This window comes from Bradyrhizobium sp. BRP23 (genome assembly GCF_020194135.1).
Taxonomy (GTDB): Bacteria; Pseudomonadota; Alphaproteobacteria; order Rhizobiales; family Xanthobacteraceae; genus Bradyrhizobium; species Bradyrhizobium yuanmingense.
In genome coordinates this window covers 49,317-75,354 of record NZ_JADYVW010000010.1, presented here as the reverse complement: position 1 = coordinate 75,354, position 26,038 = coordinate 49,317, and the positions used below count along the sequence as shown (strand labels likewise).

Below are 26,038 nucleotides of genomic sequence, written 5' to 3'. Positions count from 1 at the left end.
TCAGGCGCTCTTTCGTTGCGCGGCAACATGACCGCAGAGGTTGGCACGGGCGATGGCATCGAGACGAGGGCCGTCCTGCTGCACGACCGAAGCCGTGCCGATCCGATGATGCAGGGCATCGAGCGTCTCCCGACGAATGTCGATGGTCGCCGCCATGGTCCATGCGTTCTCGACCAGAGCCGGTAGGCCGAGCGGCGTCACGACGAAGCCGGCTTCGTGGAAGCGCGGCAGCCACCAGGTCTCCATGATCGCGCTGACCTGCGCGATTCCCTGGTCGAGGCAGAACTCCTGCACCGCAGCCATCAGTTGCAGGTTGAGCGCGCCGTCGCGGCGATCGCGCACGACGAAGTAGCGCGACCATTCCCACACTAGCGGATCGGCGGGCCAGCCGCGAACCGCCGCCAGATGCGGAAACACCTCACTCATCATCGAGGGCTTGGTGGTCGGATAGAGCCGATGACCGCCCACGACGCGGCGGCCTTCCAGCGCCAGCAGGTAGACGGTGTCCTCGTCGTCGTAGGAATCGATCTCACGGCCATCCGGCCTGCGCAGCGTCTCCCAGCGCCGCTCCTCGACGAAGATGTCGTGACGCAGCCGGAAATGCTGCTCGATTACGTCTTCATAAAGGTGACGATTTACCGCGGAAACTGCGTGAATCATGAAAACCCCCATTCATCCTCAATGGGGGGAGATTCTGCGAAAAGACGCAGCTTCGGTATTGGGAAATTTCCCAGTAAGGCGGCTTAAGGATTGATGATCTTGTTCCGAATCGCCAGCGCGACCGCATGCGTACGGTTGACCGCGCCGAGCTTGCGCGCAGCAGTTGCAAGATGCTCTTCGGCGGTGCGCTGGGTGATGTGCAGGATCTCGCCGATTTCCCAGGCCGACTTCCCCTGCGAAGCCCAGGCGATCACCTCGCGTTCGCGCGGCGTGAGGCGCGTCGACGGATGCGGCATCGGCTCGAGCAGACGGCGAATGTGGTCGAAGCCATACATCGCCATCAGATGCAGCGCCGGCTTGCTGCGGGCATTGAGGTCGAGATGGACACCGCCGAGCGAGACCGCCGCCTCGTAGCCGGTGAGGCCGTGGATCGGCACGATGAAGCCGCGCGACATGCGGAACTCGCTGGCACGGTTCATCACCTCGGCCGCATTCGGCTCGAGTTCCGCATCATAGGGCGCTTCCGACCACTCGAACGGATTGACCGACTGCCGGCACAACCGCACCACGGGATCGAAACGATCGTAGTTTTTCTCGGTGTAGAGGCTGAACCATCCCGCAGGCCAGCGTTTGGCGAGCACCATCTGCGCAAACTGCTGATCGGGATTGGGCAACCCCGTCACGATGATGGTTTCGAAGCCGAAGCGACCGAACGCCGCTTCGAGCGCGTTCATGGCCTCTGGTACCTTGCGGTAGGTCTGCAGGCCTTCGATGAAGTCGAGCGCCTCCCGGCCATAGTCTACGGCGGACATCGTACGTTTCCTGACCCTCGCGCTTCCGTATAGCACGTATTCACAGACCGCCTCAATTCGCTGTGGCCGTAGTTTCCCGGTGCTCATGCGCTCTGAGGATTTAACTACTTGTGGCAGAATTGACGCCACGATACACCTGAGAACATCCGAAGCGGGAAGCCAACGATGGAAGACGAGGACATCGCCCTCAACAGCGTGCTCGGCCTGGAATTGAACCGCGTGTTTTTTGCCGTCCGCGAAACGGCGAACAAGCAGAAGATCATCGAGTTTGCGCGCGAGGTGCTGCAGAGCGAGCGCGCGGAGCTGGCCGAGAGCGTGTCGCCGGAAGGGCCGGCGAGCTAGAACGCCGCTGCAAAGACGACGCCGGAGCAACAGATCGCGTCACGAGGACGCCTCTCCATCTGACCGCGCGGGTTTTAGTCGAAACACTCTGACTGCGAATTTTGGCTTCCCTTCTCCCCTTGTGGGAGAAGGTGGCGCGAAGCGCCGGATGAGGGGTCTCTCTCCGCGAATCCAACTCCCATTTGAAGTCGCGGAGAGAGACCCCTCACCCGTCTCGCCGCTCTGCGGCGATCCACCCTCTCCCACAAGCGGAGAGGGAAAGCGCCAGCCTCCGGCCACATCGGCGCACACTTGCCGCTGGATGACAGCGCATCTCTCGTGAGATGATCGCCGCGATCTCTTGTCGATGCCAGGGACGGTTCAAGGCCATGATGACGCTGCGCCAGGTCGAAGTGATCCGTGCCGTGATGGTGACGGGCACCATCGGCGGTGCGGCGAAGCTGCTCAACGTCTCGGCGCCGGGGATCAGCCGCCTCGTCAAATACACCGAGCGCTCGCTCGGCATCCGCTTCTTCCAGCGCCAGAACGGGCGCTACTTCCCGACGCCGGAAGCGGAGAACATCTTCGAGCAGATCAACGGCGTCTACAAGAAGGTCGACGACCTCTCCGAGATCATCTCCAAGATCGGCCGCGGCGGCCTGTCGGAGCTGCGCATCGGCTCGGTGCCGAGCATCTCGCAGGTGATGGTGCCGCGTGCGATCGAGCGCGTCCGCCGCCGCTATCCCGATCTCGGCATCGACATCAACATCCTCAAGCTCGAGGAAGCCATCGACTACCTGATGCTCGGCCGCGGCGAATGCGTGGCGATGAGCTATCGGCTCGAGCATTCCGGGCTCGACTTCATGCCGCTCGCTTCGGGCGAGCTCTATTGCATCGTGCCGCCCGGCCACGAGCTCTCCGGCCGCAAGCAGGTCTCCGCCGCCGAGATCACGCGCTATCCGCTGATCGGCATCGATCCCAACGACCCCTACGGCCGGATCATGGCCGGGATCTTCGCGCGCCACCGGCTCGACTACAACATCACGATCCGCGCGCGCTTCGGCACCACCGTCTGCGCGCTAGTGAAGGCGGGACTCGGCATCGCCATCATCGACCAGTTCACCGTCGCCCATGGCGGCTATCCCGGGATCGAGCTTCTGAAGATCGCCGAGCCGACGCGGTTTGACACCTACATCGCAGTCAAGCGCGGCACGCCGCTGTCGCTGCATGCCGAGTATTTCATCGAGGCCCTGCGCGCCGAGATGCGCGCGGTCGAGCCCTCCCGCGGCAGTGGCAAGACCGCCCCTGCCCGCGGGCGCAGGAAATAACATGATGTTAGGTTTGCCAGATAAAAGGGTAATTGTGTTAGGCGGGGGAAAGGCTATCGTCGCAGCTGGAATTGCACGGATTTCCCCGCTAATGGCCGGGGCCGGACGCTCCCTTGAGACGATAGCGAACCATGTCGAAACGCGGATACGCCGCCAGCAAGAAGCTCCTCACGGGCCTGATCGGCGCCCCGATCGCGCATTCCGCCTCGCCCGCCATGCATGAGCGCGCCGCCGAAGCGCTCGGCCTGCGCGGCCATTACCAGCTTATCGAGGTCGCCGGCGCCGATGCGGCCGGGCTGCGCTTGATGCTCGAGGGCGTCCGGCGGCTCGGCTTTGCCGGCGTCAATGTCACCTACCCCTACAAGGAAGCGGTGGTGCCGCTGCTCGACGCGCTGGCGCCGGGCGCAGCCAGCATGGGCGCGGTCAACACCGTCGTCGTCAGGGATGGCCGGCTGACCGGCCACAACACCGACACCACGGGTTTTTCGCGGGCGGTGACGCCGTTGCTGGCGCCCTCCGGCAACGCCATCGCCCTGATCGGCGCCGGCGGCGTCGGCAAGGCCATCGCGTTTGCGCTGGCGAGCCTGAACGTGGCCGACATCCGCATTTTCGACAGCGAGCCGGCGCGCGCCGAGAAACTGGCCGCCATGCTCGCCCCGCGCGGCGCCCGCGTTGCCGCCAGCGTCGAGGATGCGCTCGAGGGTGCGACCGGTCTCGTCAACGGCACGCCGGTCGGCATGCTGCCGAACCGTGACACGCCGGTGCCGGCGGGACTGCTCAGGGCGGACCTATGGGTCGCCGACGCCGTCTATTCGCCGCTGATCACGCCGCTGCTGGCCGCAGCGCGAGAGAAAGGCGCGAAGATCATGACCGGCCGCGACCTCGCGATCTACCAGGCCGCCGACGCCTTCGAACTGTTCACAGGCCTTGCCCCATCCACCGAGATCATGGGAGAGGCTTTCGACGCCGTGATGGCAGCGCGCAGCGCCGCCTATCAGGCAGCTTGAGGCGAAGCGGCCGGATACAAGGCCGCTTGCAAGATTTGAAACGGGAGGAGAGAACGATGAAATCAACGCTAGTGGTGGGCGCATTGCTCACCGTCATGACCGCAACGGGCGCCTTTGCCCAGGCAATCAAGCTCGCCAACGTCGCGGAGCTCTCGGGCGGCGGTGCCACCGTCGGCACGAACTGGAAGAACGGCATCGACCTCGCGATCGAGGAGATCAACGCCAAGGGCGGCGTGCTCGGCCGCAAGCTCGAGGTGAGCCACGCCGACTCGCAGTCCAACCCCGGGGTGGCGCGCGCCCAGGTGCAGAAGGCGCTCGACGCCGAGCCCTATGTGCTGCTCGGGCCCGGCTATTCCGGCTCGGTGAAGGTGACCGCGCCGCTCGCGGCCGAAGCCGGCATCGCGCAGATCATGGGCGGCGAGGCCGCCGAGCTGACGCAGACCGGTAACAAGTTCCTGTTCCGCACCTCCTTCGGCCAGCAATCCTCAATGCCGAAGGTCGCAAAGTACATCCACGACGAGATGAAGGCGAAGACGGTCGCGGTGGTCTGGGTCAACAACGATTTCGGCCGCGGTGGCCGCGACGTCGTGGTCAAGGAGCTCGACCGGCTCGGCTCCAAGGTCGTCGCCGATCTCTCCACCGAGGCGGGCCAGGCCGACTTCGCCGCCGACGTCGGCAAGATCAAGGCCGCCAATCCCGACGCCGTGTTCGTCTACCTGAACGAGGAAGAGAGCGCGCGCATCCTGAAAGAGCTGAAGCGCCAGGGCGTCACCGCGCCGCTGATGGGCGAGACCACGCTGATCGGCCAGAAGGTGATCGAGCTCGCCGGCGATGCCGCCAACGGCGCGCGCGGCCATGTCGGCCTCACCACCGACGCGCCGGTCGATCTGGTCAAGGCGTTCCGCGAGAAGTTCTCCAAGAAGTACAATTACGTCCCCGATCATAACGGCCTGAAGGGCTACCTCGCCGTCTACATGGTGAAGGCCACCACGGAAAAGATGGGCAAGGTCGACCCGAAGAAGTTCGCCGACACGCTGCACGGCCTCACCATCAAGGCCGCGGACGAGCCGGGCATTTTGATGGACGTCACCTTCAGCGACACCGGCGACATCGACCGCCAGAGCTTCCTGGTCGAGGTGGTCGAAGGCAAGCAGGTGGTGAAGCAGGTGCTGCCCAAGGTGAAGTGAAGCGTGGCCCTTCTCCCTCGCCCCGCTCTACGCGGGGAGAGATCTTTCGTCTCCCTCTCCCCGCCCCTTTGCGGGGAGAGGGCGGGGTGAGGGGCTGCTTCCGCGACGACGGTGACAATCGAGTACGCGGAGACAGCCCCTCACCCCAACCCTCTCCCCGTAAGTACGGGGAGAGGGAGAAGAAAGAGAGCGGGGAGAGGGAGAGGAAAGAGGGGAACATGTCCAACCTATTCGATCTACTGGTCGCGGGGCTCGCCACCGGCGCCATCTACGCGCTGGTCGCGGTCGGCTTCACGTTGCTGTGGCAGACCTCGCAGACTATCAATTTCGCGCAAGGCGAGTTCGTGATGCTGCCGGCGTTCCTGATGCTGGCCGCGATGCATGTGGGCGCGCCGTTCTGGCTCGCGATCATCCTCGGCATCCTGCTCTCGCTGATCCTGCTCGGGCTCGCCTTCAAGATGCTGCTGGTGGACCCGATGATGCGTCACGGTGTGCTACCGCTGGCGATCGCGACCATGGCGCTCGCGATCGGCATCAAGGAATCGGTCAAGCAGTTCTACAGCGCGGAGGCTTCGCCCTTCCCCTCGATCGTGCCGACCGGCGACATCTCCATCCTCGGCCATGCGGTGTCGCTGCAGAGCATCGGCGTGCTCACTGTTGCCATCCTCGCCGTTCTCGGTCTGACCACGCTGCTGAGCCGTACCTCGCTCGGCCACCAGATGCAGGCGGCGGCGCAGAACCCGACGGTGGCCCGCATCATCGGCGTCCCGGTCGAGCGCATGATCCTGCTGACCTTTCTGATCAACGCCTTTCTGGTCGCGCTGGCCTCGCTGCTGATCACGCCGATCTACCTCGCAAAATTTTCGTCCGGCGAGGTGCTGGGCCAGGCCGCCTTCATCGCCGCGATCGTCGGCGGCTTCAACCAGGTGCGCGGCGCGATCGCCGGCGGCCTGTTGATCGGCGTGCTCGACAATCTCGCGGCGGCCTATGTCTCGACGCAGTATCGCGCCGCCGTGCCGATGATGTTCCTGATCGCCGTCATCCTGTTCCGGCCGCAGGGCTTGCTCGGCCGTGCCGAGGAGCGCACCGTATGAGCGGCATCGCCAAACCCCTGAAGATCGCGCTCGGCCTTGCCATCATCGCCGCGCTGATCATCGTCCCCATGAACTTCAACCGCTACGGCCTGTTCATCCTGAGCCAATGGGCGGTGATGAGCATCGCGGCCATGGGGCTCAATCTCACGCTCGGCTATGCCGGCCAGGTCTCGCTGGCCCAAGGCGCCTTCGTCGGCATCGGCGCCTATGCCGCCGCGATCATGACCACACATGGCTGGCCGCTGCCGGCGGCGATCCTGGTGGCGATCGTCTTGAGCTTTGCGATCGGCTGGGTGCTCGGCTATCCCGCACTGCGCGTGCAGCACCATTACCTCGCCTTCGTCACGCTGGCCTTCTCCACGCTGGCCTTCCTGGTGTTCCGCAACGAGAGCTGGCTGACCGGCGGCATCTACGGCATCTCCAACATCCCACGTCCGCACATCTTCGGCATCGCGACCAACAAGCCGCTGCCGTTCTACTATGTCTGCCTCGGCTCGCTCGCGATCGTCTCGCTTGCGGTGTGGTGGCTGATCCGTTCGCCCTGGGGCCGTGCCTTCATGGCGCTGCGCGAGAATCCGTTGCGCGCGCAATCCCTCGGCGTCGATACCCGCCGCTACACGCTGATGGCCTTCGCGATCGGCTCGGCACTCGGCGGCGTCGCCGGAGCGCTCTATGCGCCGCTGACGCAATATATCGATCCCGTGCCGTTCAACCTGTCGCTCTCGCTCGACCTCCTGCTGATGGTGATCGTCGGCGGCGCCGGCTTCTATTTCGGTCCGTTCCTGGGAGCGATGATCGCGGTGCTGCTGCCGGAATGGCTGCGCTTCACGGAAGGCTACTACCTGATGCTCTACGCCGTCGCCGTGATGCTGCTGCTGATCTGGTCGCCGACCGGCATTCTCGGAATCCTCGACCGATATCTCGCCGAGCGCCGCACCAAGGCGGCGTCCGCGCTGCGCGCCGTCGCAAAGTCGCGCCTGGAGACGGCGCAATGAGCGCGGTCCTCGAAGTCACCGACATCAAGAAGAGCTTTGGCGGCATCCACGCCGTCAACGGGGTCTCGTTCGACGTGCGCGAGGGCGAGATCCTCGGCCTGATCGGGCCGAACGGCTGCGGCAAGTCCACGCTGTTCAACTGCATCCTCGGCCAGCTCACGCCGACCGGCGGCGAAGTCAAGCTCGACGGACAGGTCGTCACGGGCCTGCGTCCCTCCGAGCTCAACAAGCTCGGGGTCAGCCGCACCTTCCAGCTGTTGCAGGTGTTCCCAAAGCTCTCGGTGCGCGAGAACCTGATCCTCGCCGGACAGGAGCACCAGGGCAACATGGCCTCGCGCCTGGTCGGCCGCTCCGATGCCGGGCTGACGGAGGCCGCGAACCAGATGATCGGCTTCTTCAAGCTCGACCATCTCGCCGACGAGCCGGCTGGGGGTCTCTCTTATGGTCAGCAAAAACTGCTCGATGCCGCCATGGCCTTCATGGGCGGCTCGCGCCTGGTGCTGCTCGACGAGCCAGCCGGCGGCGTCAACCCGTCGATGCTGGCGGACCTCAAGGAGCGCCTGGTCGCGATCAACCGCGAGAAGAACGCCACCTTCGTCGTGATCGAGCACAACATGGAGTTCGTGATGTCGCTGTGCTCGCGCGTGATGGTGATGGCGGAAGGCAAGGTGCTGGCGATGGGCCGGCCCGACGAGGTCCGCAAGAACCCCGCCGTGATCGAAGCCTATCTCGGACATTAGGAGCGCGCAATGAGCGATCCCATTCTCTCGGTCCACAATCTCGTCGGCGGCTACGGCAAGATGACGATCTTGAACGGCACGACGTTTGCCGTGCCGTCAGCCACGATCACGACGATCATCGGCCCGAACGGCGCCGGCAAATCGACGGTATTCAAGGCCATCTTCGGCCTGCTCAAGCTGCGCGAAGGCAAGATCAGCTTCGCCGGCCGCGACGTAACCAATTTGAGCCAGCGCGCGCTGCTCAACGCCGGCATCTGCTACGTGCCGCAGGGCCGCAACATCTTTCCCGAGCTGTCGGTGCGCCACAATATCGAGCTCGGCGGCGTCGCCGCCGACAAGGGCCTCGACCTGCCCAAGCGGATCGAGGCGGCGCTCGACCTGTTTCCGGCATTGCGGCGCAAGTCCGCGCAGCAGGCCTCGACGCTGTCAGGCGGCGAGCAGAAGCAGCTCGAGATCGCCCGCTCGCTGCTGCTCGAGCCGAAGCTGGTGCTGGTCGACGAGCCCTCGATCGGTCTGTCGCCGCTGATGGTGCAGCAGACCTTCGACATCCTCAAGAGCTTGCGCGATCGCGGCGTCACCATCCTGATGATCGAGCAGAACGCGCGCTCGGCGCTGGAGATCTCCGACATCGGCATCGTGCTCGAGCTTGGCCAGACCCGCATGGTCGATGACGCCAGGCGCATTCTGAACGATCCGCGCATCGGGCAGCTCTTCCTCGGCGGCGCCATGGAGGAGAGTGCAGCATGAGCGCGAGAATGCGGATCGCCGTGGCCGGCGCCGGCCTGATCGGCCGTCGCCATATCGGGTTGATCGAGTCCTCCCGGGATTGCGTGCTCGCCGGCATCGCGGACCCCTCGCCCGCCGCGAAGGAATATGCGCTGGCGCATGGCGTGCCCTGCTATGCGGACCATCGCGCGCTGCTGGCAGAAGAGAAGCCCGACGGCCTCATCATTGCCTCGCCCAACACGCTGCACTTGCCGATGGCGCTCGACTGCGCCGAAGCCGGCGTGCCGGCTTTGGTCGAAAAGCCGGTGACCGAGACGGTTGCCACCGCGCAACGCCTGTGCGCGGCGGTGAGACGCACCGGCGTGCCGATGCTGGTCGGCCATCATCGGCGGCACAATCCCGTCATCAAGTCGGCCCGCGAGGCCGTGACGAACGGAAAGCTCGGCCAGCTCACGGCCGTGGTCGGGCTGTGGCTCCTCAAGAAGCCCGACGATTATTTCGAGGTCGCCTGGCGGCGTGAGGCAGGCGGCGGGCCACTGCTGATCAATCTCATCCACGACATCGACAATCTCCGCTTCATCTGCGGCGAGATCGTCGAGGTGCAGGCGCTGACCTCGAACAAGGTGCGCGACTTTCCGGTCGAAGACACCGCCGCGCTGCTGCTGCGCTTTGCGAGCGGCGCGCTGGGCACGGTGACCGTGTCGGATGCGACGCCGGCGCCGTGGAGCTGGGAGCTCTCCTCGGGCGAGAACCCGGCCTATCCCAGGCAGGATCAGCCCTGCTACATCTTCGCAGGGACTGCGGGTTCGCTCTCCGTGCCGAACATGGAGCTGTGGTCATACACTGAGCAGCCCGGCTGGTACGCTCCGCTGTCGCGCGCGACCATCGCGCCGCCCGCGTTCGATCCGCTGGTCGAGCAGCTCCGGCATTTCTGCGCAATGATCGCCGGCCGTGAACAGCCGCTGATCTCGGTCGAGGACGCGATGGGGACGCTCGCCGTCGTCGAAGCCGTCAGCGCGGCCGCGCGTACCGGGCAAACGATCTCGCCGGGGCAGATCATGGAGCAGGCCGCATGAACAAGCGCTCGATCGCCACCGTCTCCCTCTCAGGCAGCCTCGACGAAAAGCTCCGCGCCATCGCCGCCGCGGGCTTCGATGCGGTCGAAATCTTCGAGAACGACCTGCTGTCGTTCGGCGCCGGCCCACGCGATATCGCGAAGATGTGCACGGACCTCAATCTCGAGATCTGTGCGTTCCAGCCGTTCCGCGATTTCGAAGGCATGCCGGAGCCGCAGCGCGCGCGCAACTTCGCCCGCGCGGAGCGGAAGTTCGATCTGATGCAGGAGCTCGGCACCGATCTGTTGCTGATCTGCTCCAACGTCTCACCCGCCGCGCTCGGCGGCATCGACCGCGCGGCTGACGATTTTCGCGAGCTTGGCGATCGCGCCGCGAAACGTCGTTTGCGCGTCGGCTATGAGGCGCTGGCCTGGGGCCGCCACGTCAACGATTATCGCGACGCCTGGGAGATCGTGCGCCGCGCCGATCATCCCGCGATTGGCGTCATCCTCGACAGCTTTCATGCGCTGGCACCTGGCTTTCCGACCCGCGCCATGGCCTCGATCCCCGGCGACAAGATCTTTCTGGTGCAGCTCTCCGACGCGCCAAGGCTCGAGCTCGACATCCTGTCATTGAGCCGGCACTTCCGCTCCTTCCCCGGCCAGGGCGACCTGCCGGTCGGCGCGTTCATGGCGGCGATCGCAGCGACCGGCTATGCCGGACCGCTGTCGCTGGAAATCTTCAACGACCAGTTCCGCGCCGGCTCGGCCGCACAGACCGCGGTCGACGGCCTGCGCTCGCTGATCCTGCTGGAGGACCAGCTCGCACCGGACTGGCCGAATTTCGCCGGCAAGGCGCTGGCCCCGAAGGCGAAGAGCCGCGGCACCGGCTTCATCGAATTTGCCGTGAACGAGAGCAAGGCCGGCGAGCTTGGCCGCCTGTTTTCACAGCTCGGCTTCCGCAAGAGCGGCCAGCACCGCAGCAAGGCGGTGGAGCGCTGGTCGCAGGGCAAGGTCGAGCTCGTCATCAATTGCGAGACCGACGGCTTTGCGCATTCGCACTATGTCACCCACGGGCCCGGCGTCTGCGCCATCGCGCTCGACGTCGACGACGCCGACCGCGCCATGCAGCGTGCCGAGACGCTGAAGGCGCGCACCTTCTACCAGCCGGTCGGACCGGGTGAACTCGAGATTCCCGCGATCCATGGCGTGGGCGGCAGCCTGCTCTATTTTCTCGACCAAGCCGGCAAGAACTGGGACACCGATTTCGAGCCTGTTGCAAGCGATTCAAGCGCCGATGCGCTGGTCGCGGTCGACCACATCGCGCAGTCGATGCCCTATGACGAGATGCTGACCTGGCTGTTGTTCTACACCGGCATTCTCGATCTGAAACGCCTGCCGCAGATGGAGATCGCCGACCCCAGAGGCCTCGTGCAGAGCCAGGCCGTCATCAACGCCGACCAGAGCCTGCGCTTCGTGCTCAACGGCTCCTCCGCCAACCGCACCCTGCCGGCACGCTTCATCTCGGAGTTCTTCGGCTCGGGCGTGCAGCATGTCGCCTTCGCGTGTCAGGATATTTTTGCGACCGTCGCCGCGATGCGCCAGCGCGGCGCGGGCTTCCTGGACATCCCCGACAATTACTACGACGACATCGAAGCCAAATACGATCTTTCGCCCGAACTGATGGCGCAGCTGCGCGCCAACCACATCCTCTACGACCGCGAAGGCGACGGCGAGTTCTTCCAGGTCTACACCCACATCTTCGACGAGCGCTTCTTCTTCGAGATCGTCGAGCGCAGGAACTATCAGGGTTTTGGCGCGGCCAACGCCGGCATCAGGCTCGCAGCGCAAGCGCGCGAGGTGCGCCCGGCAAGCATGCCGAGGGTGTAGGCAATTCTGCTTCCCCTCTCCCCTTGCGGGAGAGGGTGGCTCGCCGCAAAGCGGCGAGACGGGTGAGGGGCCTCTCTCCTCACGGACAATCTTGCAAGGGGAGAGAACAACTCATCCGGCGCTTCGCGCCACCTTCTCCCACAAGGGGAGAAGGGGCTACGTCGCTTGTGGCTCACTTCATCTTGCACTTCTCGTGGAAGCGATCCTGATCGTTCTCGACGATGGTGGCGACGGTCTTCAAGGCGAGCTGGCCTTCGGAATCCTTGACCACGTCCTGCAGATAGAAGTTCTGGATCGGGATGTGGTTGTTGCCGAACTTGAACGCGCCGCGCACCGACTTGAAGTTGGCCTTCTCCATCTCGGCCTTCATCTCGTCCTTCTTGGAGGTGTCTCCCTTCACGGCGACGACGGCGCTGTTGATCAGGTTCGCGGCGTCATAGGACTGCGCGCCGTAGAAGGTCGGGCGCAGGCCGGGGTACTTCTTGCGGTAGTCGGCGACGAAGCGCTTGTTCTGCTCGTTGGGGAGGTCGTTGACCCATTGCTGCGCGCCGGGCACCCCGAGCGCGTTCTCCTTCTGGAGCGGCAGCGAGAGCTCGTCGATGGTGAAGGCGGTGTAGAGCGGCATCGTGCTCTTCAGCCCGGCCTGTGCATATTGGTTCAGGAATTGCACGCCAGCAGCACCCGGGTAGAACACGAAGATCGACTCGGCGCCGGAGGCACGCGCCTTGGAGAGCTCGGCGGAGAAGTCGAGCTGGCTCGGCCACACCGTATATTCCTCACCCACGACCTGACCCTTGAAGGTGCTCTTGACGCCGGCCAGCATGTCCTTGCCGGCGGCATAGTTCGGGCCGATCAGGAACACCGACTTGACACCCTTCTGGTTCATATAGGTGCCGACCGCCTGCGGGGTCTGGTCGTTCTGCCAGGAGGTCGAGAACACGTAAGGCGAGCACAGCTCGCCCGCGAGCTGCGACGGCCCGGCATTGGCCGAGATCAGGAAGGTCTTCGAATCGACCGCGGTCTTGAGCGAGGCGAGCAGCACGTTCGACCAGATATAGCCGACGATGAAGTCGACCTTGTCCGACTGCACCAGCTTCTCGGTCTTCTGCTTGCCGACGTCGGGCTTCTGCCCGTCGTCCTCGTAGAGCACCTCGACCGGCTTGCCGGCCATCTTGCGGCCGAGATGATCGAGCGCGAGCTCGAAGGAATTGCGCATGTCGTTGCCGATCACGGCGGTCGGGCCGCTGAAGGTCGAGACGAAACCGATCTTGATGGTGTCTCCGGCGAATGCCTGATTTGCCAGCACCAGCGCCGCTGCGCCCGCCAGCCAGAATGCCGTCCTCATAACACTCCCTCCTTAATTATCGGTCCTGGAAGCGGGGTGATCGCCGCTCCAGGCCTGTCTCTATTGAACGCAAAATATGCCGCGCCGCCAATGGCTCAGCGCCCGCCCTGCACCATATTTCGCCCCGATCTGAGGTGGCAAGAATTATAATTCTACTCACTTCGGCCGAGGCCGGCCCAGGGCCGGTCCGGGAGGCTGCGGCGCTTTTCGCGCCGGATCGATACATCAGGCCTATGCGACGATTGATGACCTCTATTGGACCGCGGCGCCCAATCCGCACTTAAATGAAGGCGAGCAGCAGCGAGATTCGAGGGTTAAATCATGGCCGCAAATCCCCATCGCGTCGTCATCGTCGGCGCCGGCTTCGGCGGGCTGGAGGCGACTTACCGGCTTGCGGGCGCTCCCGTCGAGATCACGCTGATCGACCGCCGCAATCATCATCTGTTCCAGCCCCTGCTCTACCAGGTCGCGACCGCCTCGCTCGCAACCAGCGAGATCGCCTGGCCGATCCGTCATCTCATGCGCGACCGGCGCGAGGTGACGACGCTGTTCGCCACCGTGAGCGGCGTCGATGCCGAACGACGCTGCGTGCTGATCGACGACGGCAGCGAGGTGCCCTACGACACGCTGGTGCTGGCCACGGGCGCGCGGCACGCCTATTTCGGCCACGATGAATGGGAGCAGTTCGCGCCCGGCCTGAAGACGCTGGAGGATGCGACCACCTTGCGCCGGCACATCCTGGTGGCGTTCGAGCGCGCCGAGCGCGAGATCGATCCAAAGCGGCGCGCGGCACGGCTGACCTTCGTGATCGTCGGCGCCGGCCCGACCGGCGTCGAGCTCGCCGGCACCATCGCCGAGATGGCGCATCACACCCTGCCCGCCGATTTCCGCAACATCGACACGCACAAGGCCCGTGTCGTGCTGATCGAGGCCGGCCAGCGCGTGCTCGCCGGCTTTCCCGACGAGCTATCAGCCTATGCGCAGGCCTCGCTGGAAAAGATCGGCGTCGAGGTCGTGCTCGGGCAGGCCGTCACCGAGATCAATCGCGAGGGCGTCGTGTTCGGCGGCAAACTGCTCGAGGCCAAGACACGGATCTGGGCCGCCGGCGTGCGCGCCTCGCCCGCTGCCGAATGGCTCGGCGCAGCGCACGATCGCGCCGGGCGCGTGCTGGTCGAGGCCGACCTCACCATATCAGGCCATCCCGAGATCTTCGCGATCGGGGATACCGTCAGCATCAACGCCTGGGACGGCAAGCCGGTGCCCGGCATCGCGCCGGCCGCCAAGCAGCAGGGCCGTCACGTCGCGGAGACCATCAAAGCGCGCCTGCGCGGCGCTGCAGCGGGTCCGTTCCGCTATAAGCATTCCGGTAACCTCGCGCAGATCGGCAAGCGGCTCGCAATCATCGATTTCGGCAAGATCAAGCTGCGCGGCACCATCGCGTGGTGGATCTGGGGCATCGCCCACATCTACTTCCTGATCGGCCTGCGCCACCGCCTCAGCGTCGCGCTGAGCTGGCTGTGGATCTACGCGCGAGACCAGCGCGCAGCGCGGTTGATCACGCAGGGGTCGAGCAAGGTGGTGTAGTCTTACTTCCTTCTCCCCTTGTGGGAGAAGGTGGCATAGGCGGCCTTCGGCCGCCGTTCTTAAGAACGCCGAAGCAGAGCTTCGGCTACGGCGCCGGATGAGGGGTTCTCTCAACTCTCGCGATTGTTCGTGAGGAGAGAGACCCCTCACCCGGCTTCGCTTCGCGAAGCCACCCTCTCCCACAAGGGGAGAGGGTGCAATTGCGCGCTCGCCGCTCCTACTTCACCAGCTCGCACCCGCCTTCCGCCAGCGGGCGGAACGCCTGGTCTGCGGGAATCGTCGCGACCAGCTTGTAATAATCGTACGGATATTTCGACTCCTCCGGCTTCTTCACCTCGAACAGGTACATCGGATGCACGACGCGACCGTCCTGACGGATCGCGGTGTCGCCGAACAGCTTGTCCTTGCCCTTGAACTTCTTCATCTCGGGCACGACCTGCTTGGCATTGTCGCTGCCGGTGGCGGCGACGGCGTTGAGATAAGCGAGCGTGGAAGCATAGACTCCGGCCTGATTGCCGCTCGGCATCTTGCCGTTCATGCCGGGCCGTGCAGCAAAACGCTTGGCGAACGCGCGGGTATCATCGTTCATGTCCCAGTAGAAGGCTTCCATGAGCTGGAGGCCCTGCGCGACTTTGATGCCCATGCCGTGAACGTCGTTGATGAAGAGCAGGAAGGCGACGAGCTTCTGCCCACTCTGCTGGATGCCGAATTCGGCGGCCTGTTTCACCGCGTTGATGGTGTCGCCGCCTGCATTGGCGAGCCCGATGACCTGCGCCTTCGAGCTTTGCGCCTGCAGCAGGAAGGACGCGAAATCGGAGGTGCCGAGCGGATGCTTGGACGAGCCGATCACCTTGCCGCCGTGACCCTCGATGTATTTCTGCGCCTCCGCCTCGATGCCCTTGCCGAGCGCGTAATCGACCGTGAGGAAATACCAATCCTTGCCGCCGCGCGACACCATGGCGGCTGCGGTGGTGTTGCCGGTCGCCCAGGCGTCGTTGACCCATTGGATCGTGTTGGGCGAGCAGGCCTTGCCGGTGAGGTCCGAGCTTGCGGTCGAGGACGCCAGGAAGGTCATGCGGCTGTCGCGCAGAAGCGCGTTGATGGAAAGACCGACGGCCGAGTTCGGCACGTCGACGATGGCGTCGACGCCTTCGACGTCGAGCCATTTGCGCGCGATGGCGTTGCCGACATCGGCTTTGTTCTGGTGATCGGCATAGACGATCTCGACCTTGATGCCCTTGCCGCCGCCGTTGAAATCCTCCGCCGCCATCCGCGCGGCCTCGACCGAGCCCATGCCATTGGTGTCCTGGAAGATGCCGGAGATGTCGTTGAGCACGCCGATGCGCACGACGTTGTCCGATATTTCGGCATTGGCCGCGCCGGTCACCAAGCTCGCAGCCAGCGCGAGCGTCCACTTCAGATGTTTCATCATTCCCTCCCTGTTTGATATTTTGCGAAGATCCGACGGCTTGGCAGATCAGACCTGCCGCTCTGGCAACTTCAGGACGAGCCCATCGAGATCGGGCGTGATCGTGATCTGACAGGACAGTCGGCTCGTCGGTCGCCGCTCAGCGGCGGTGCCATCGAGCAGCGCATCCTCGTCGTCGGCCATCGCTGGCAGGCGCGCGAGCCAGCTCTCGTCGACATAGACATGGCAGGTCGCGCACATCGCGTTGCCGCCGCATTCGGCCAGAATGCCGTCGAGGCCGTGACGGGTCGCGGCCTGCATGACGCTCTCGCCGCCTGCGGTCTCGACGCGATCGGACTTGCCGTCGGGATGGATGAAGGTAATGGCAGGCATCAAGCTCCTCGTCAGGCCGGGGTGATCGTCACAGGCAGGCTGTCGAGCCCGCGCAGCGTGTTGTTGAAACGGCGCTTCGGCTCGCCCGTGATCTCGAGCTTTGCGATGCGCCGGGCCAGCGCGGTCAGCATCACTTCGCCTTCCAAGCGGGCGACGAGCTGGCCGACGCACATGTGGATGCCGGAGCCGAAGCCGACATGGCCGGAGGTGCGGCGGGTGATGTCGTAGCGGTCGGGGTCGTCCCAGCGCCTTGGATCGCGATTGGCTGCGGCAAGGAACATCAGCACCTTCTCGCCCTCACCGATTCGCGCACCGGAGATCTCGACCTCACGGGTGGTGGTGCGGAAGAAGGTCTGCACCGGGCTCTCGAAGCGAACCGCCTCCTCGAAAGCCCCACGGGCGAGTGAAAGATCCTCGCGCAGGCGCTGCCACTGATCGGGGAAGCGCGCGAGACAATAGACGGCGGCGCCAATGCCGTTGACCGTGGTGTCGAGTCCGGCCGACAGCAGCGAACGCACCAGCAGCGGCGCTTCGGCGGCCGTGATGGCGCCCTCGTCGACCTGTGCATGGATGCAGGCGCCGAAGCCGCCGGGCGCCAGATTCTCGCGCTGGCACTGCTCGGCGACATAGGCCTGATGCGGCGCCGATCGTTCGATCGCCTGCTGGCGCAACTGGTTGGGTGGGCCGAACGCGTTGAATACCACGCTTGCGTAGGGAATCAGATGCTCGCGCCCTTCCGGTTTCAGGCCCAGCGCATCCGGAAAGATCGACAGAGGATAGGCCTCGGCGAGATCCGCGATCGCATCGAAGCTGCGCATCTGCAGCAGGGCATCGACACGCGCCTCGGCCGCCTCGGCAAAGCGGTCACGAACCTGCTTCATCACGGTCGGCGACAACAATTTTGACAGGACGGCGCGGGTGCGGGTGTGCGCCGGCGGATCGGCCTCGAGGATCAGGCTCGGCGGTCGCCACGGCGCCTCCTTCTTGAAGTCGGAAAGGCCGACGCCGCGGCTGGAGCAGAAGGTTGCGGGATCGTTCAGCACAGCGTGGACCTCGGCATAGCGCGCCACGCCATAGACGTTCCACTTGTCGAGATAGACCACGGGGCCGGCTTCCCGCAGCAGCTCATGCGCCGGATAGGGGTCGGCAAAAAAGCTCATGTCGAAGGGGTCGACGTCGACATGCGGGACACCCGATCCCGCGCAGCCGGATGCGGTCATGGAAGACCTCCCTCATTTTGATCTTGTGAAAGGACGACGCATGCCCTTAGGTCTTTGGGCCCGCCGCGAGTCAGAAACCCGATATGCCGCCGTCCTCGACCAAAGCCCGCCACAAGCCCGCGCCCCATGATGCAGGGCCGACGCTCGATCTCGACCGTTACGTCCCGGCGTTCATCACCTTCATCGCCAACAAGCTCTCGAACAGCGCGACCGCGTTCTATCAGCGCGAGTTCGGTGTCAACGTCACCGAATGGCGGATCATGTCGCTGTTGGCGATCGAACCCGGCATCCCGGCCTCGCGCATCTGCCACGTCATCGGCTTCGACAAGGGGCCGGTGAGCCGGACGCTTGCCGGCCTCGAAAAGCGCGGGCTGGTGTCGATCCGCACCGACCCGAACGACGGCCGCACCCACTCGATCTCGTTGACGGCAAGGGGCCGCGCCACCCATGACAAGGTGATCGTCGCTGCGTTCGAACGCGAGCGACGGCTGTTGTCCTGCCTCAGCAAGGACGAACGCGAGGTGCTGATCGATCTCTTGCGCCGGCTGCACGAAAATCTCGGCGCAGTCACCGGCAGCGTCGACACCTGACGGGTCGCGCGCGGCGCGCAAGCTCCCGTCACTCCCGATCATGCGCCGGCATTTGCCGACGGCACCCCTTCTGCCGCGCATTGCTTCCTCCAGAAAAGAACGCGGCGGTTCGCCCGCCGTCATCTCTGTCTGGAACGGTTCGCACAGATTAGTTGCTTAGGCAACAAAAGAATCGGCAGGATATTGCGACAGGGTTGTTGGCGTATCCCACTCGCCGGGGCGCGCGTAGCCCGAACCCGGAATCCATCGTGCACCACCCCTACGGTGAAATGGATTCCGGGCTCGCGCCAAGAGGCGCGCCCCGGAATGACAGCGGAATGTGGCGTCGCTAACTCGGCCTTTACAATCCGATCCACTCACCCGACGCATCATCGTTCAGCCGCGCTACCGCATCGGCGCGGCGCGTCAGCACGGCGCGCTGGTTGATGTAGCCCTTGTCGGTGATCTCGCCGCCGTCGACCGACGGTGGCTCGGCGAGCAGCAGCGCGCGGGTGGCGTGACCGGAGGAGTTGGCGCTCTGCTGTTTCAGCTTCGCCAAACCCTGCGCGATGGCGCTGCGGACCTTGTCGTGCGCCAGCACGTCGCTGGCCGCCGCCGTTTCGGGCAGACCGGCATGGGCGCGGCAAGCCGCAATATTCGGGAACACCAGGAAACGCACCTCGTCACCGCCGTGACCGGCGACGACGATGTCCTGAGCCAGCGGCGCCAGCGCGGCGATGCCGGCAACGCGCAAGCCGCCGACGCTGACCCAGGTGCCGGAATTGAGCTTGAAGTCTTCGGCAACGCGACCGTCGAAGAACAGGCCGCGCTCGGGCCGCGCGCTATCGGCAAGCTTCACCGCGTCGCCGATCAAGTAAAAGCCCTCCTCGTCGAACGCTTGCCTGGTCAGCTCGGGTGCCTTCCAATAGCCGGGCGTGACGTTGGGGCCACGCACCCGCACCTCCAGCTTGTCGCCGGAGGTGACGAGCTTCAGCTCGGTGCCGGGAATGGGCACGCCGATGTTGCCGGAGCGCTCGGCGAGAAAATGACAGTCCGTGGCGAGCGGTGAGGTTTCCGTCGAGCCCCAGGCCGAGACCATCGGCAGCTTGCGGCCGACCGTCTCGAGCGAGAGCTCTTCGAGCGCATCCCATAGATTCTGCGGCAATGCCGCGCCGGCATAGAAGGCGAATTTCACCTCGCCGAAAAAGCGGCGGCGCAATTCCTCGTTGCTGCGCAGCGCGGCGATCAGCATGTCGAAGCCCCGCGGCACGTTGAAATAGACCGTCGGCATCACGCTTCTGAGGTTGGCGAGCGAGGTCGCGAACAGACCGGGCGCGGGCTTGCCGCCATCGATGTAGAGCGCGCCGCCGTTGCGCAGCACGAGGTTGAAATTGTGGTTGGCGCCGAAGGTGTGGCTCCAGGGCAGCCAATCGAGAATGACGAGATCGCGGCTCCGTTCGAGGAAGGTCCAGGTCTGCGCCTTGGCTTGCTGGCTCGACGTCAGCATGCGCTGGGTGTTGATGACGGCTTTCGGCGTGCCGGTCGAGCCCGAGGTGAACAGGAATTTCGCGATCGTATCAGGCGTGAGTGCCGCAAAGGCTCTTGCGACGTCAGGCGTCTCGGGCGTTGCCGCAATGGCGTGGAACGCGAGCGCGTCGACGTCATCGGCATTGCCGCTGATGATGTGTGCGCTGTGCAACGGCTTGATGGCGGCCAGCGCTGGCGCGAACGGCTGGAGCGCAGAGACGTAGATCGCGCCCGGATCGAGCAGCGCAATCATGCTCTTGAGCTTGTCGAAATCTTTCGACATCAGCGAATAGGCCGGCGAGATCGCCGCCAAGGGCACGCCGACATGCTGGGCGGCGAGCGCGAGCAGCGCATGATCGATGCTGTTGTCCGAGAGGATCGCGACGGGGCGGTCCGCGCTGAGCCCTTGCGCCAGGATCCAGGACGCGGCGGCGCGCACCTTCCGCAGCGCCTGCGCATAGGTGACGGTGGTCCAGGGCATTTCGACGTTGCCGCGCTCGGCCAGGAAGATCGCATCCGGCCTTTGCTGCGCCCATTGCTCCAGCCAATCGCCGGTGCAGCGCGCAGTCTCGCCGAGAGGCTCGGGCGAGCGCAGAACGATGCTGCCGTCGGGCCGATGCTCTGCGACGGTCCTTGGCGTTGCGAACAGGCCTGCAACGTCACCATGTGAGGCGACTGTCATGTGTTTCCTCCTCCATCCCGGTTACAGGATCGACCGCGGCCTCGTTCCGGGCTGCTTTGGCCTATAATGTTGGGCACGCCAATTGTTGTCGTCAACAACAATCTTTCGCTCCGGGTCCAAGGGCGCTAGGGTTGCGCGACAGGAGACACGACGTGACAGCCACAGCATCCCGGGCCGACGGCCGCCACGCCCCGCGCAAGCGCGCCGGCAACGGCGCAGCACCACGCGATGGTGCGGACGACGTCGGCCTCGACGCGCTGGTCGGCCACGCCGGCTATGCAGTGCGGCGCTTCCAGATCTGGATCTTTCAGGACTTCATCAAGACGCTCGGCGAGGTCGACATCAGGCCGACGCAATATTCGGTGCTGACCGTGATCGGCGCCAATCCGGGCCTGTCGCAGATGGCGGTGGCAAAACGCCTCGGCATCGAGCGCGCCCGGCTGGTGCACCTGCTCGACAGCCTCGAGCAGCGCAAGCTGGTGAAGCGGATCAAGTCGAAGCAGGACCGGCGCTCGCATGCGCTGCACCTCACCGCGCAGGGCGAGACGGCGCTGACGAAATTCAAGCGGCTCGCGGCCGAGCACGAGCGGCACGTCGAGGCGAAGATCGGCAAGGAGAACCGGGCACAGCTGCTCCGGATCCTCTCCGGCTTCACCTGATCCCGACTGCCTATGATTTGGGCAGATAGGTCACTGAGGCGACCGGCCGGGCGCCAGCCGAAATGTCCCCCAAGCCACTGATCGCACGATAAGATCCGGCACGATCATCCTGCCCGGATTCTGTACACAATGGCACATCGCTTGCTTAACTCCGGGCGAAGACGAATTGCCGGAGTTTTGCCGCCATGGGGGCCGAGCAGCCTGAAACGATCGCCGCGATTGTGGCCGCGCACCGCGCGGGGACGCTGACGCCGGCAGAGACCGTCGCGCGGACCTATCGGCGCATCCGTGATCACGACGATCCTGCCGTGTTCATCAGCCTGCGCGACGAGAAGGACGCGATCGCGGAAGCGGAGAAGCTCGCGGCCCGGGCGGATGCTGCCAGCCTGCCGCTTTACGGCGTGCCGGTCGCGGTGAAGGACAATATCGACGCGCTCGGCTTTCCGACTACAGCGGCCTGCCCGGCTTTCTCCTACACGCCCACGCACGACTCGACCGCCGTCGAGCGCCTGCGCGCAGCGGGGGCGATCATCATCGGCAAGACCAATCTCGACCAGTTCGCGACCGGCCTCGTCGGCGTCCGCTCGCCCTACGGCATTCCCCGGAATTCGATCCGCGAGGATCTCATTCCCGGCGGCTCGAGCTCGGGCTCGGCCACTGCGGTCGGCGCCGGGCTCGTGCCGTTGTCGCTCGGCACGGATACCGCCGGCTCGGGCCGCGTGCCGGCGATGCTGAATAACATCGTCGGGCTGAAGCCGAGCCTCGGCATGATCTCCACCGCAGGCCTGGTACCGGCCTGCCGCACGCTCGACTGCATCTCGGTGTTCGCACTGACGGTGGCCGATGCCGCGCTCGCGCTGTCGGTGATGGCCGGCCCCGACCAGGCCGATCCATTCTCGCGCGACCGGCCGTTCGGCGCGATCACGCCGATGCCGGCAAACCTGCGCTTGGGTGTGCCGCGCAACGGCCAGCTGATCTTCTTCGGCGACAAGAAAGCGGAAGCCGCCTACAACGATGCGCTGAAGCGATGGACCGCGCTCGGGGCAAAGCTGGTCGAGTTCGACCTCGAGCCGTTCTACGAGACGGCGCGGCTGCTCTATGAGGGCCCCTGGGTCGCCGAGCGTTACCTCGTGATCAAGAACCTGCTGGCGTCCGCGCCAGACACGATCCACCCCGTCACGCGGGAGATCACCGCGGCCGGCGCGCGGCTGACCGCGGCGGAAACCTTCTCGGCGCTCTATCGCCTGCAGGGCCTGCGCAAGATCGCCGAGCGCACGTTCGCCAACATCGACGCGCTGGTGCTGCCGACGGCGCCGACGGCCTATACGACCGCGCAGGTGCTGGCCAATCCGATCGAGCTCAACAGCCGGCTCGGCACCTACACCAATTTCGTCAACCTGCTCGACCTCTGCGGCCTCGCCGTGCCGGCTGCGATGCGCAGCGACGGCATCCCGTTCGGCATCACGCTGCTGGCGCCCGCAGGGCGCGACGCGCTGCTCGCGAGCATCGGCCGGGTGTTCCATGCCGATACCAAACTGACGGTCGGCGCGAAAGGTGTGGCACAGGCCCCGCTCGCGCCACTGCCCGCAAGCAATGGCGATGAAATCCCGATTGCGGTGGTCGGCGCGCATCTCACTGGCATGGCGCTGAACGGCGAGCTGACGGCGCTGAACGGAAAGCTGATCGAGGCGACGAAGACCGCGCCCGACTACAAGCTCTATGCGCTCAAGACGACGCCGCCGAAGCCGGGCATGCTGCGCGTTGAGGCCAGCAAAGGCGCTGCGATCGAGCTGGAGATCTGGTCGCTGTCGTCCTCCGCCTTCGGCAAGTTCGTCAACGCGATTCCCGCGCCCATGGCGATCGGCACGATCAGGCTCGCCGACGGCCGCAGCGTGAAGGGATTTTTGGTCGAGCCGGAAGTGCTGGGCGAAGCTCGCGACATCACCGCCTATGGCGGCTGGCGCAAGTTTATGGCTGAAGCTACGACGGCGTAGACAGCGACCGCGGCCTCACGCCGACTTGCGCCAGGCGGCTTCGTTCTTCTTGTCGTAATCGTCGAACGCCTTGACGAGGCCGGACAGCACCTATGCGGACGTTTCGAACATCGCGGTGAGCTGGGGCTCGTCGACCTTGCGGATGTCTTCGCGCAGATGCGTCACCGTCTCCTGTAGACGCTGCTTCATCTTCTGGGTGTGATGGCGCGGATCTTTCTCGGAGGAGGCCATGGTGTTTTCTCCTTATCGGATCGATGGGAGGAAACGATCGGTGCAAAGCCGGGTTCCTGAGAACCGACGCCTCTCCTTCACCTCGTGGTGAACACGCAACTCACACCGACACCGCGTAGATCTCATACTCCCCGCGCACCAGCTCGATGTGCGCACGCATGGCGGCGGCGGCACCCTGCTTGTCGCCGCGCATGATGGCGACGACGACGCGGTCGTGCTCGGCCTGCGACTTGGCGAGGCGGCCGAGGTTGCGGAACTGGGCGCGGCGGAACGGCTGCACGCGGACGCGGGTCGCGAGCGTGATCTCGGCGATGTAGCCGTTCTGCGAGCCGGCGTAGATCGCGTTGTGGAAGCGCTCGTTGACCTCGTGGAAGCGCTCGGGATTGCCGGTGTAGCTCAGCACCCGCAGCTCCTCGTGGACGGCCTCCAGGCCGTGACGCTCCGCCGCCGACATGCGTTCGGCGGCAAGACCGGCGCACAAGGCCTCGAGCTCCGCCATCGCCTCGAACATGCCTTTCAGCCGCTCGACGGATGGCCGCGCCACCACGGCGCCGCGATGCGGCCGCGCCTCGACGAGGCCGCTCGCCACCAGCTGGCGCAGCGCCTCGCGCACCGGCGTGCGCGAGACGTTGAAGCGCCGCGCGATGTCGGTCTCGTCCAGCGGCGAGCCCGGCGCCAGCGTTCCCCGCACGATCTCGTCGGCAAGCTGCAGCCGCAGCTCCTCGGCGCGCGTGACCTTCAGCAGCGACGGCGATGCACGGTCAACGCGCGGCACCACCGGCTCGGCCGGCAATGCGCCCTGCGGAAGATCATCAAGCGTCATACGGTCTCTTTCGGCTCCTCGATGAGGCTGACATGAGCGGCAACGACGCGCCAGCCCTCCGGGAAACGTATCCACGTCTGCATCTGCCGGCCGACCTTGCCGGGAGCCGTATCGCGATAGAACAAGGTGGACGCCACGGCCGTGTCGCGGCCATAGCTGGTGATCACGGTTTTGGCGGTGCGGCGGTTCAGCCCGACCGGCGAACGGCCGGCGCGGAAACCGGAGATTGCCTCGTAGCCATAGAGGTTCTCGCCGATGCCGTAGCGCAAGGTGCGCGGATCGTTGCGGAAGAGCTCGCCGAGCACGGCGACGTCGTTGCTGACGAGGGCTTGCTCATAGCGCTCGAACGCGGCTTTGACTTCCGCGATCACGTCGGGGAGATCGATCTGCATCTTAGAACCCTCTCGGCGCGGGCGCAGCGACGACGCCCACCTTCTCCAATGCGTGCGCGACGCGCAGCGCGATGTCCTCGCGCCAGGGCGCACAAATGATCTGCACGCCGATCGGCAGCGGCTCGAGCGGCACGGGGACCGCGACCACCGGCAGGCCGATGAAGGAGATCGGCTGGGTGTGGATTCCGATATTGGCGCGCACCGGCAGCTCGACGCCGTCGAGATTGAAATTGACCTGTCCGAGCTTCGGCGCGGTGCAGGGCGTCGCCGGCGCCAGCAGCACGTCGACCGATCGAAAGATCTCGGCAAGCTGCGCGCGATACCAGCGGCGGAATTTTTGCGCGCGGTCGACCAGCGAGGCCGGCACCATGGCGCCCGCGATCAGCCGGTCGCGCACCGCCGGGTCGAAATCGCCAGGGCGCTTGCGCAGGCGATCGAGATGGAGCGAAGCGCCTTCGGTGGTGGTGATGACGTAAGCCGCCGCACGGGCGCGCGATGCTTCGGGAACATCCACCACTTGCGTCGCGCCCAGCGCCTGGGCGACGCGGCTGACGGCTTCGACCGCTTCCGGAAACACGTTCTTCTGGAAGTGTCCGCCGGCGATCGCAACGCGCAGGCCGGAGATGGACTCATCGAGCCGCGGCGTGACGGGCTCTGGCCCGCCCGTGGTGCAGGCGCCGTCGTCGGCATCCGGACCCTGCATCGCGTCATAGGCGAGCGCGAGATCGGCGACGGAGCGCGCGAACGGGCCGAGATGATCGAGGCTCGCCACGAACGGGAAGGAGCGCGCGCGTGACAGCCGGCCATAGGTCGGCTTCAGGCCGAAGATGCCGCAGAAGGACGACGGCACGCGGATCGAGCCGTTGGTGTCGGAGCCGAGCGCGATCGGCACCAGCGCGCCGCCGACGGCGCTGCCCGAGCCGCCGGAGGAGCCGCCGCTCATCCGCGTGGTGTCGTGCGGATTGCGCGAGGGACCGTCGTGGATGTTCTCGCCCGTGAAATCGTAGGCGTATTCGCCCATGTTGAGCGCACCGACGAGAACGGCGCCGGCCGCCTCCATCCGCTCGATCAGCGTCGCATCGCGCTTGGCGGGCGCTAGGTCCCGGTTGATCTTCGAGCCGGCGCGCGTTGGCAGGCCCGCGACATCGAACAGGTTCTTGACCGCGAAGGGTACGCCGGCGAGCGGACCGATTGTCCTGCCCGCAGCGATGTCGGCATCGATCGCGCGCGCTTTCGCGCGGGCGCGTTCGGCGGTGACGTCGGTGAAGGAATTGAGGATGCCGTCATGCCGCTCGATGCGCGCGAGCGCGGCTTCGGTGGCATCGAGCGCGGACATCTTGCGCCCCGCAACCGCACTTGCGATCTCGGAGGCCGTCATCTCTGGCTTGGCAGACATG

25 protein-coding genes are annotated in these 26,038 nt (G+C 65.5%); 14 read left to right on the top strand and 11 right to left on the bottom strand.

Features of this window, described 5'->3' with window-relative positions; genetic code table 11:
• Entirely contained in the window at positions 1–660 is a 660-nt protein-coding gene (locus I6F24_RS25645) for an acyl-homoserine-lactone synthase (protein ID WP_036020350.1), read from the bottom strand.
• An 83-nt stretch (positions 661–743) separates the two neighbouring features.
• The gene (locus I6F24_RS25640) at positions 744–1,472 is read right to left on the bottom strand and encodes a LuxR family transcriptional regulator (protein WP_036001794.1); all 729 of its coding nucleotides are present in this window, start codon (positions 1,470–1,472) and stop codon (positions 744–746) included.
• A 165-nt stretch (positions 1,473–1,637) separates the two neighbouring features.
• On the opposite strand from I6F24_RS25640, the gene I6F24_RS25635 reads away from it, so the two are divergent.
• The 10 genes from I6F24_RS25635 (at position 1,638) to I6F24_RS25590 (ending at position 11,814) form a co-directional block, all read left to right on the top strand.
• Complete coding sequence (locus tag I6F24_RS25635) at positions 1,638–1,814, top strand: hypothetical protein (RefSeq protein ID WP_036001797.1); 177 nt, start codon at positions 1,638–1,640, stop codon at positions 1,812–1,814.
• 368 nt (positions 1,815–2,182) lie between these two features.
• Complete coding sequence (locus I6F24_RS25630) at positions 2,183–3,121, top strand: LysR family transcriptional regulator (RefSeq protein ID WP_036001799.1); 939 nt, start codon at positions 2,183–2,185, stop codon at positions 3,119–3,121.
• A 131-nt stretch (positions 3,122–3,252) separates the two neighbouring features.
• The gene (locus I6F24_RS25625; RefSeq protein WP_225128457.1) at positions 3,253–4,128 is read left to right on the top strand and encodes a shikimate dehydrogenase; all 876 of its coding nucleotides are present in this window, start codon (positions 3,253–3,255) and stop codon (positions 4,126–4,128) included.
• A gap of 56 nt (positions 4,129–4,184) precedes the next feature.
• Positions 4,185–5,315 carry an ABC transporter substrate-binding protein gene (locus I6F24_RS25620; protein WP_036001805.1) on the top strand — a complete coding sequence of 377 codons (1,131 nt, stop codon included), beginning with the start codon at positions 4,185–4,187 and terminating at the stop codon, positions 5,313–5,315.
• Positions 5,316–5,533: 218 nt separating this feature from the next.
• On the top strand, positions 5,534–6,409 hold the full coding sequence (locus I6F24_RS25615) for a branched-chain amino acid ABC transporter permease (RefSeq protein ID WP_036042799.1): 876 nt from the start codon (positions 5,534–5,536) through the stop codon (positions 6,407–6,409).
• Positions 6,406–7,404 carry a branched-chain amino acid ABC transporter permease gene (locus I6F24_RS25610; protein WP_036020342.1) on the top strand — a complete coding sequence of 333 codons (999 nt, stop codon included), beginning with the start codon at positions 6,406–6,408 and terminating at the stop codon, positions 7,402–7,404. The genes I6F24_RS25615 and I6F24_RS25610 overlap by 4 nt, the downstream gene beginning before the upstream one ends.
• Positions 7,401–8,144 (top strand): ABC transporter ATP-binding protein, encoded by a 744-nt coding sequence (locus tag I6F24_RS25605; RefSeq protein WP_036001814.1) that lies wholly within the window; start codon positions 7,401–7,403, stop codon positions 8,142–8,144. Before I6F24_RS25610 ends, I6F24_RS25605 begins: the two co-directional genes overlap by 4 nt.
• A gap of 9 nt (positions 8,145–8,153) precedes the next feature.
• Positions 8,154–8,891, top strand: coding sequence for an ABC transporter ATP-binding protein (locus tag I6F24_RS25600; protein WP_036020339.1), 738 nt, complete (start codon positions 8,154–8,156; stop codon positions 8,889–8,891).
• Positions 8,888–9,946: a Gfo/Idh/MocA family oxidoreductase gene (locus tag I6F24_RS25595; protein WP_225152051.1), complete on the top strand. Its 1,059-nt coding sequence runs from the start codon at positions 8,888–8,890 to the stop codon at positions 9,944–9,946. Before I6F24_RS25600 ends, I6F24_RS25595 begins: the two co-directional genes overlap by 4 nt.
• Positions 9,943–11,814, top strand: a complete 1,872-nt coding sequence (locus tag I6F24_RS25590) for a sugar phosphate isomerase/epimerase and 4-hydroxyphenylpyruvate domain-containing protein (RefSeq protein WP_225152049.1) — start codon at positions 9,943–9,945, stop codon at positions 11,812–11,814. Before I6F24_RS25595 ends, I6F24_RS25590 begins: the two co-directional genes overlap by 4 nt.
• A 172-nt stretch (positions 11,815–11,986) precedes the next feature.
• Here I6F24_RS25590 and I6F24_RS25585 read toward each other — a convergent pair whose 3' ends face one another.
• On the bottom strand, positions 11,987–13,159 hold the full coding sequence (locus I6F24_RS25585; RefSeq protein ID WP_036001824.1) for an ABC transporter substrate-binding protein: 1,173 nt from the start codon (positions 13,157–13,159) through the stop codon (positions 11,987–11,989).
• A gap of 321 nt (positions 13,160–13,480) precedes the next feature.
• On the opposite strand from I6F24_RS25585, the gene I6F24_RS25580 reads away from it, so the two are divergent.
• Positions 13,481–14,743, top strand: coding sequence for an NAD(P)/FAD-dependent oxidoreductase (locus tag I6F24_RS25580; RefSeq protein WP_036001827.1), 1,263 nt, complete (start codon positions 13,481–13,483; stop codon positions 14,741–14,743).
• A gap of 217 nt (positions 14,744–14,960) precedes the next feature.
• Here the strand turns inward: I6F24_RS25580 and I6F24_RS25575 are convergent, their stop codons facing one another.
• Genes I6F24_RS25575 through I6F24_RS25565 form a run of 3 tightly spaced genes read right to left on the bottom strand, consistent with a single transcriptional unit; the run spans position 14,961 to position 17,764 of the window.
• Entirely contained in the window at positions 14,961–16,172 is a 1,212-nt protein-coding gene (locus I6F24_RS25575; protein WP_036001888.1) for an ABC transporter substrate-binding protein, read from the bottom strand.
• A gap of 48 nt (positions 16,173–16,220) precedes the next feature.
• Complete coding sequence (locus tag I6F24_RS25570; protein ID WP_036001831.1) at positions 16,221–16,544, bottom strand: 2Fe-2S iron-sulfur cluster-binding protein; 324 nt, start codon at positions 16,542–16,544, stop codon at positions 16,221–16,223.
• Positions 16,545–16,555: 11 nt separating this feature from the next.
• Positions 16,556–17,764: a cytochrome P450 gene (locus I6F24_RS25565; RefSeq protein WP_225152047.1), complete on the bottom strand. Its 1,209-nt coding sequence runs from the start codon at positions 17,762–17,764 to the stop codon at positions 16,556–16,558.
• An 83-nt stretch (positions 17,765–17,847) separates the two neighbouring features.
• Between I6F24_RS25565 and I6F24_RS25560 the strand changes: the two genes are divergently transcribed.
• Positions 17,848–18,354 carry a MarR family transcriptional regulator gene (locus tag I6F24_RS25560; RefSeq protein ID WP_036001836.1) on the top strand — a complete coding sequence of 169 codons (507 nt, stop codon included), beginning with the start codon at positions 17,848–17,850 and terminating at the stop codon, positions 18,352–18,354.
• 340 nt (positions 18,355–18,694) lie between these two features.
• Here I6F24_RS25560 and I6F24_RS25555 read toward each other — a convergent pair whose 3' ends face one another.
• A complete protein-coding gene (locus I6F24_RS25555; RefSeq protein ID WP_109142161.1) occupies positions 18,695–20,542 on the bottom strand; it encodes a feruloyl-CoA synthase in 1,848 nt (615 codons plus the stop codon).
• 152 nt (positions 20,543–20,694) lie between these two features.
• Here I6F24_RS25555 and I6F24_RS25550 point away from each other — a divergent pair, with 152 nt between their 5' ends.
• The gene (locus tag I6F24_RS25550) at positions 20,695–21,201 is read left to right on the top strand and encodes a MarR family winged helix-turn-helix transcriptional regulator (RefSeq protein ID WP_225152045.1); all 507 of its coding nucleotides are present in this window, start codon (positions 20,695–20,697) and stop codon (positions 21,199–21,201) included.
• Between the two features lie 185 nt (positions 21,202–21,386).
• On the top strand, positions 21,387–23,195 hold the full coding sequence (atzF, locus tag I6F24_RS25545) for an allophanate hydrolase (protein ID WP_225141171.1): 1,809 nt from the start codon (positions 21,387–21,389) through the stop codon (positions 23,193–23,195).
• A gap of 90 nt (positions 23,196–23,285) precedes the next feature.
• Here the strand turns inward: atzF and I6F24_RS25540 are convergent, their stop codons facing one another.
• The 4 genes from I6F24_RS25540 to I6F24_RS25525 form a co-directional block, all read right to left on the bottom strand.
• On the bottom strand, positions 23,286–23,426 hold the full coding sequence (locus I6F24_RS25540) for a hypothetical protein (RefSeq protein WP_225141173.1): 141 nt from the start codon (positions 23,424–23,426) through the stop codon (positions 23,286–23,288).
• 100 nt (positions 23,427–23,526) lie between these two features.
• Complete coding sequence (locus I6F24_RS25535; RefSeq protein ID WP_025033634.1) at positions 23,527–24,249, bottom strand: GntR family transcriptional regulator; 723 nt, start codon at positions 24,247–24,249, stop codon at positions 23,527–23,529.
• Positions 24,246–24,641, bottom strand: coding sequence for an oxalurate catabolism protein HpxZ (gene hpxZ / locus I6F24_RS25530; RefSeq protein WP_036020310.1), 396 nt, complete (start codon positions 24,639–24,641; stop codon positions 24,246–24,248). Before hpxZ ends, I6F24_RS25535 begins: the two co-directional genes overlap by 4 nt.
• A 1-nt stretch (position 24,642) precedes the next feature.
• Complete coding sequence (locus I6F24_RS25525; protein ID WP_225152043.1) at positions 24,643–26,037, bottom strand: AtzE family amidohydrolase; 1,395 nt, start codon at positions 26,035–26,037, stop codon at positions 24,643–24,645.
• Between the last annotated feature and the right edge of the window lies 1 nt (position 26,038).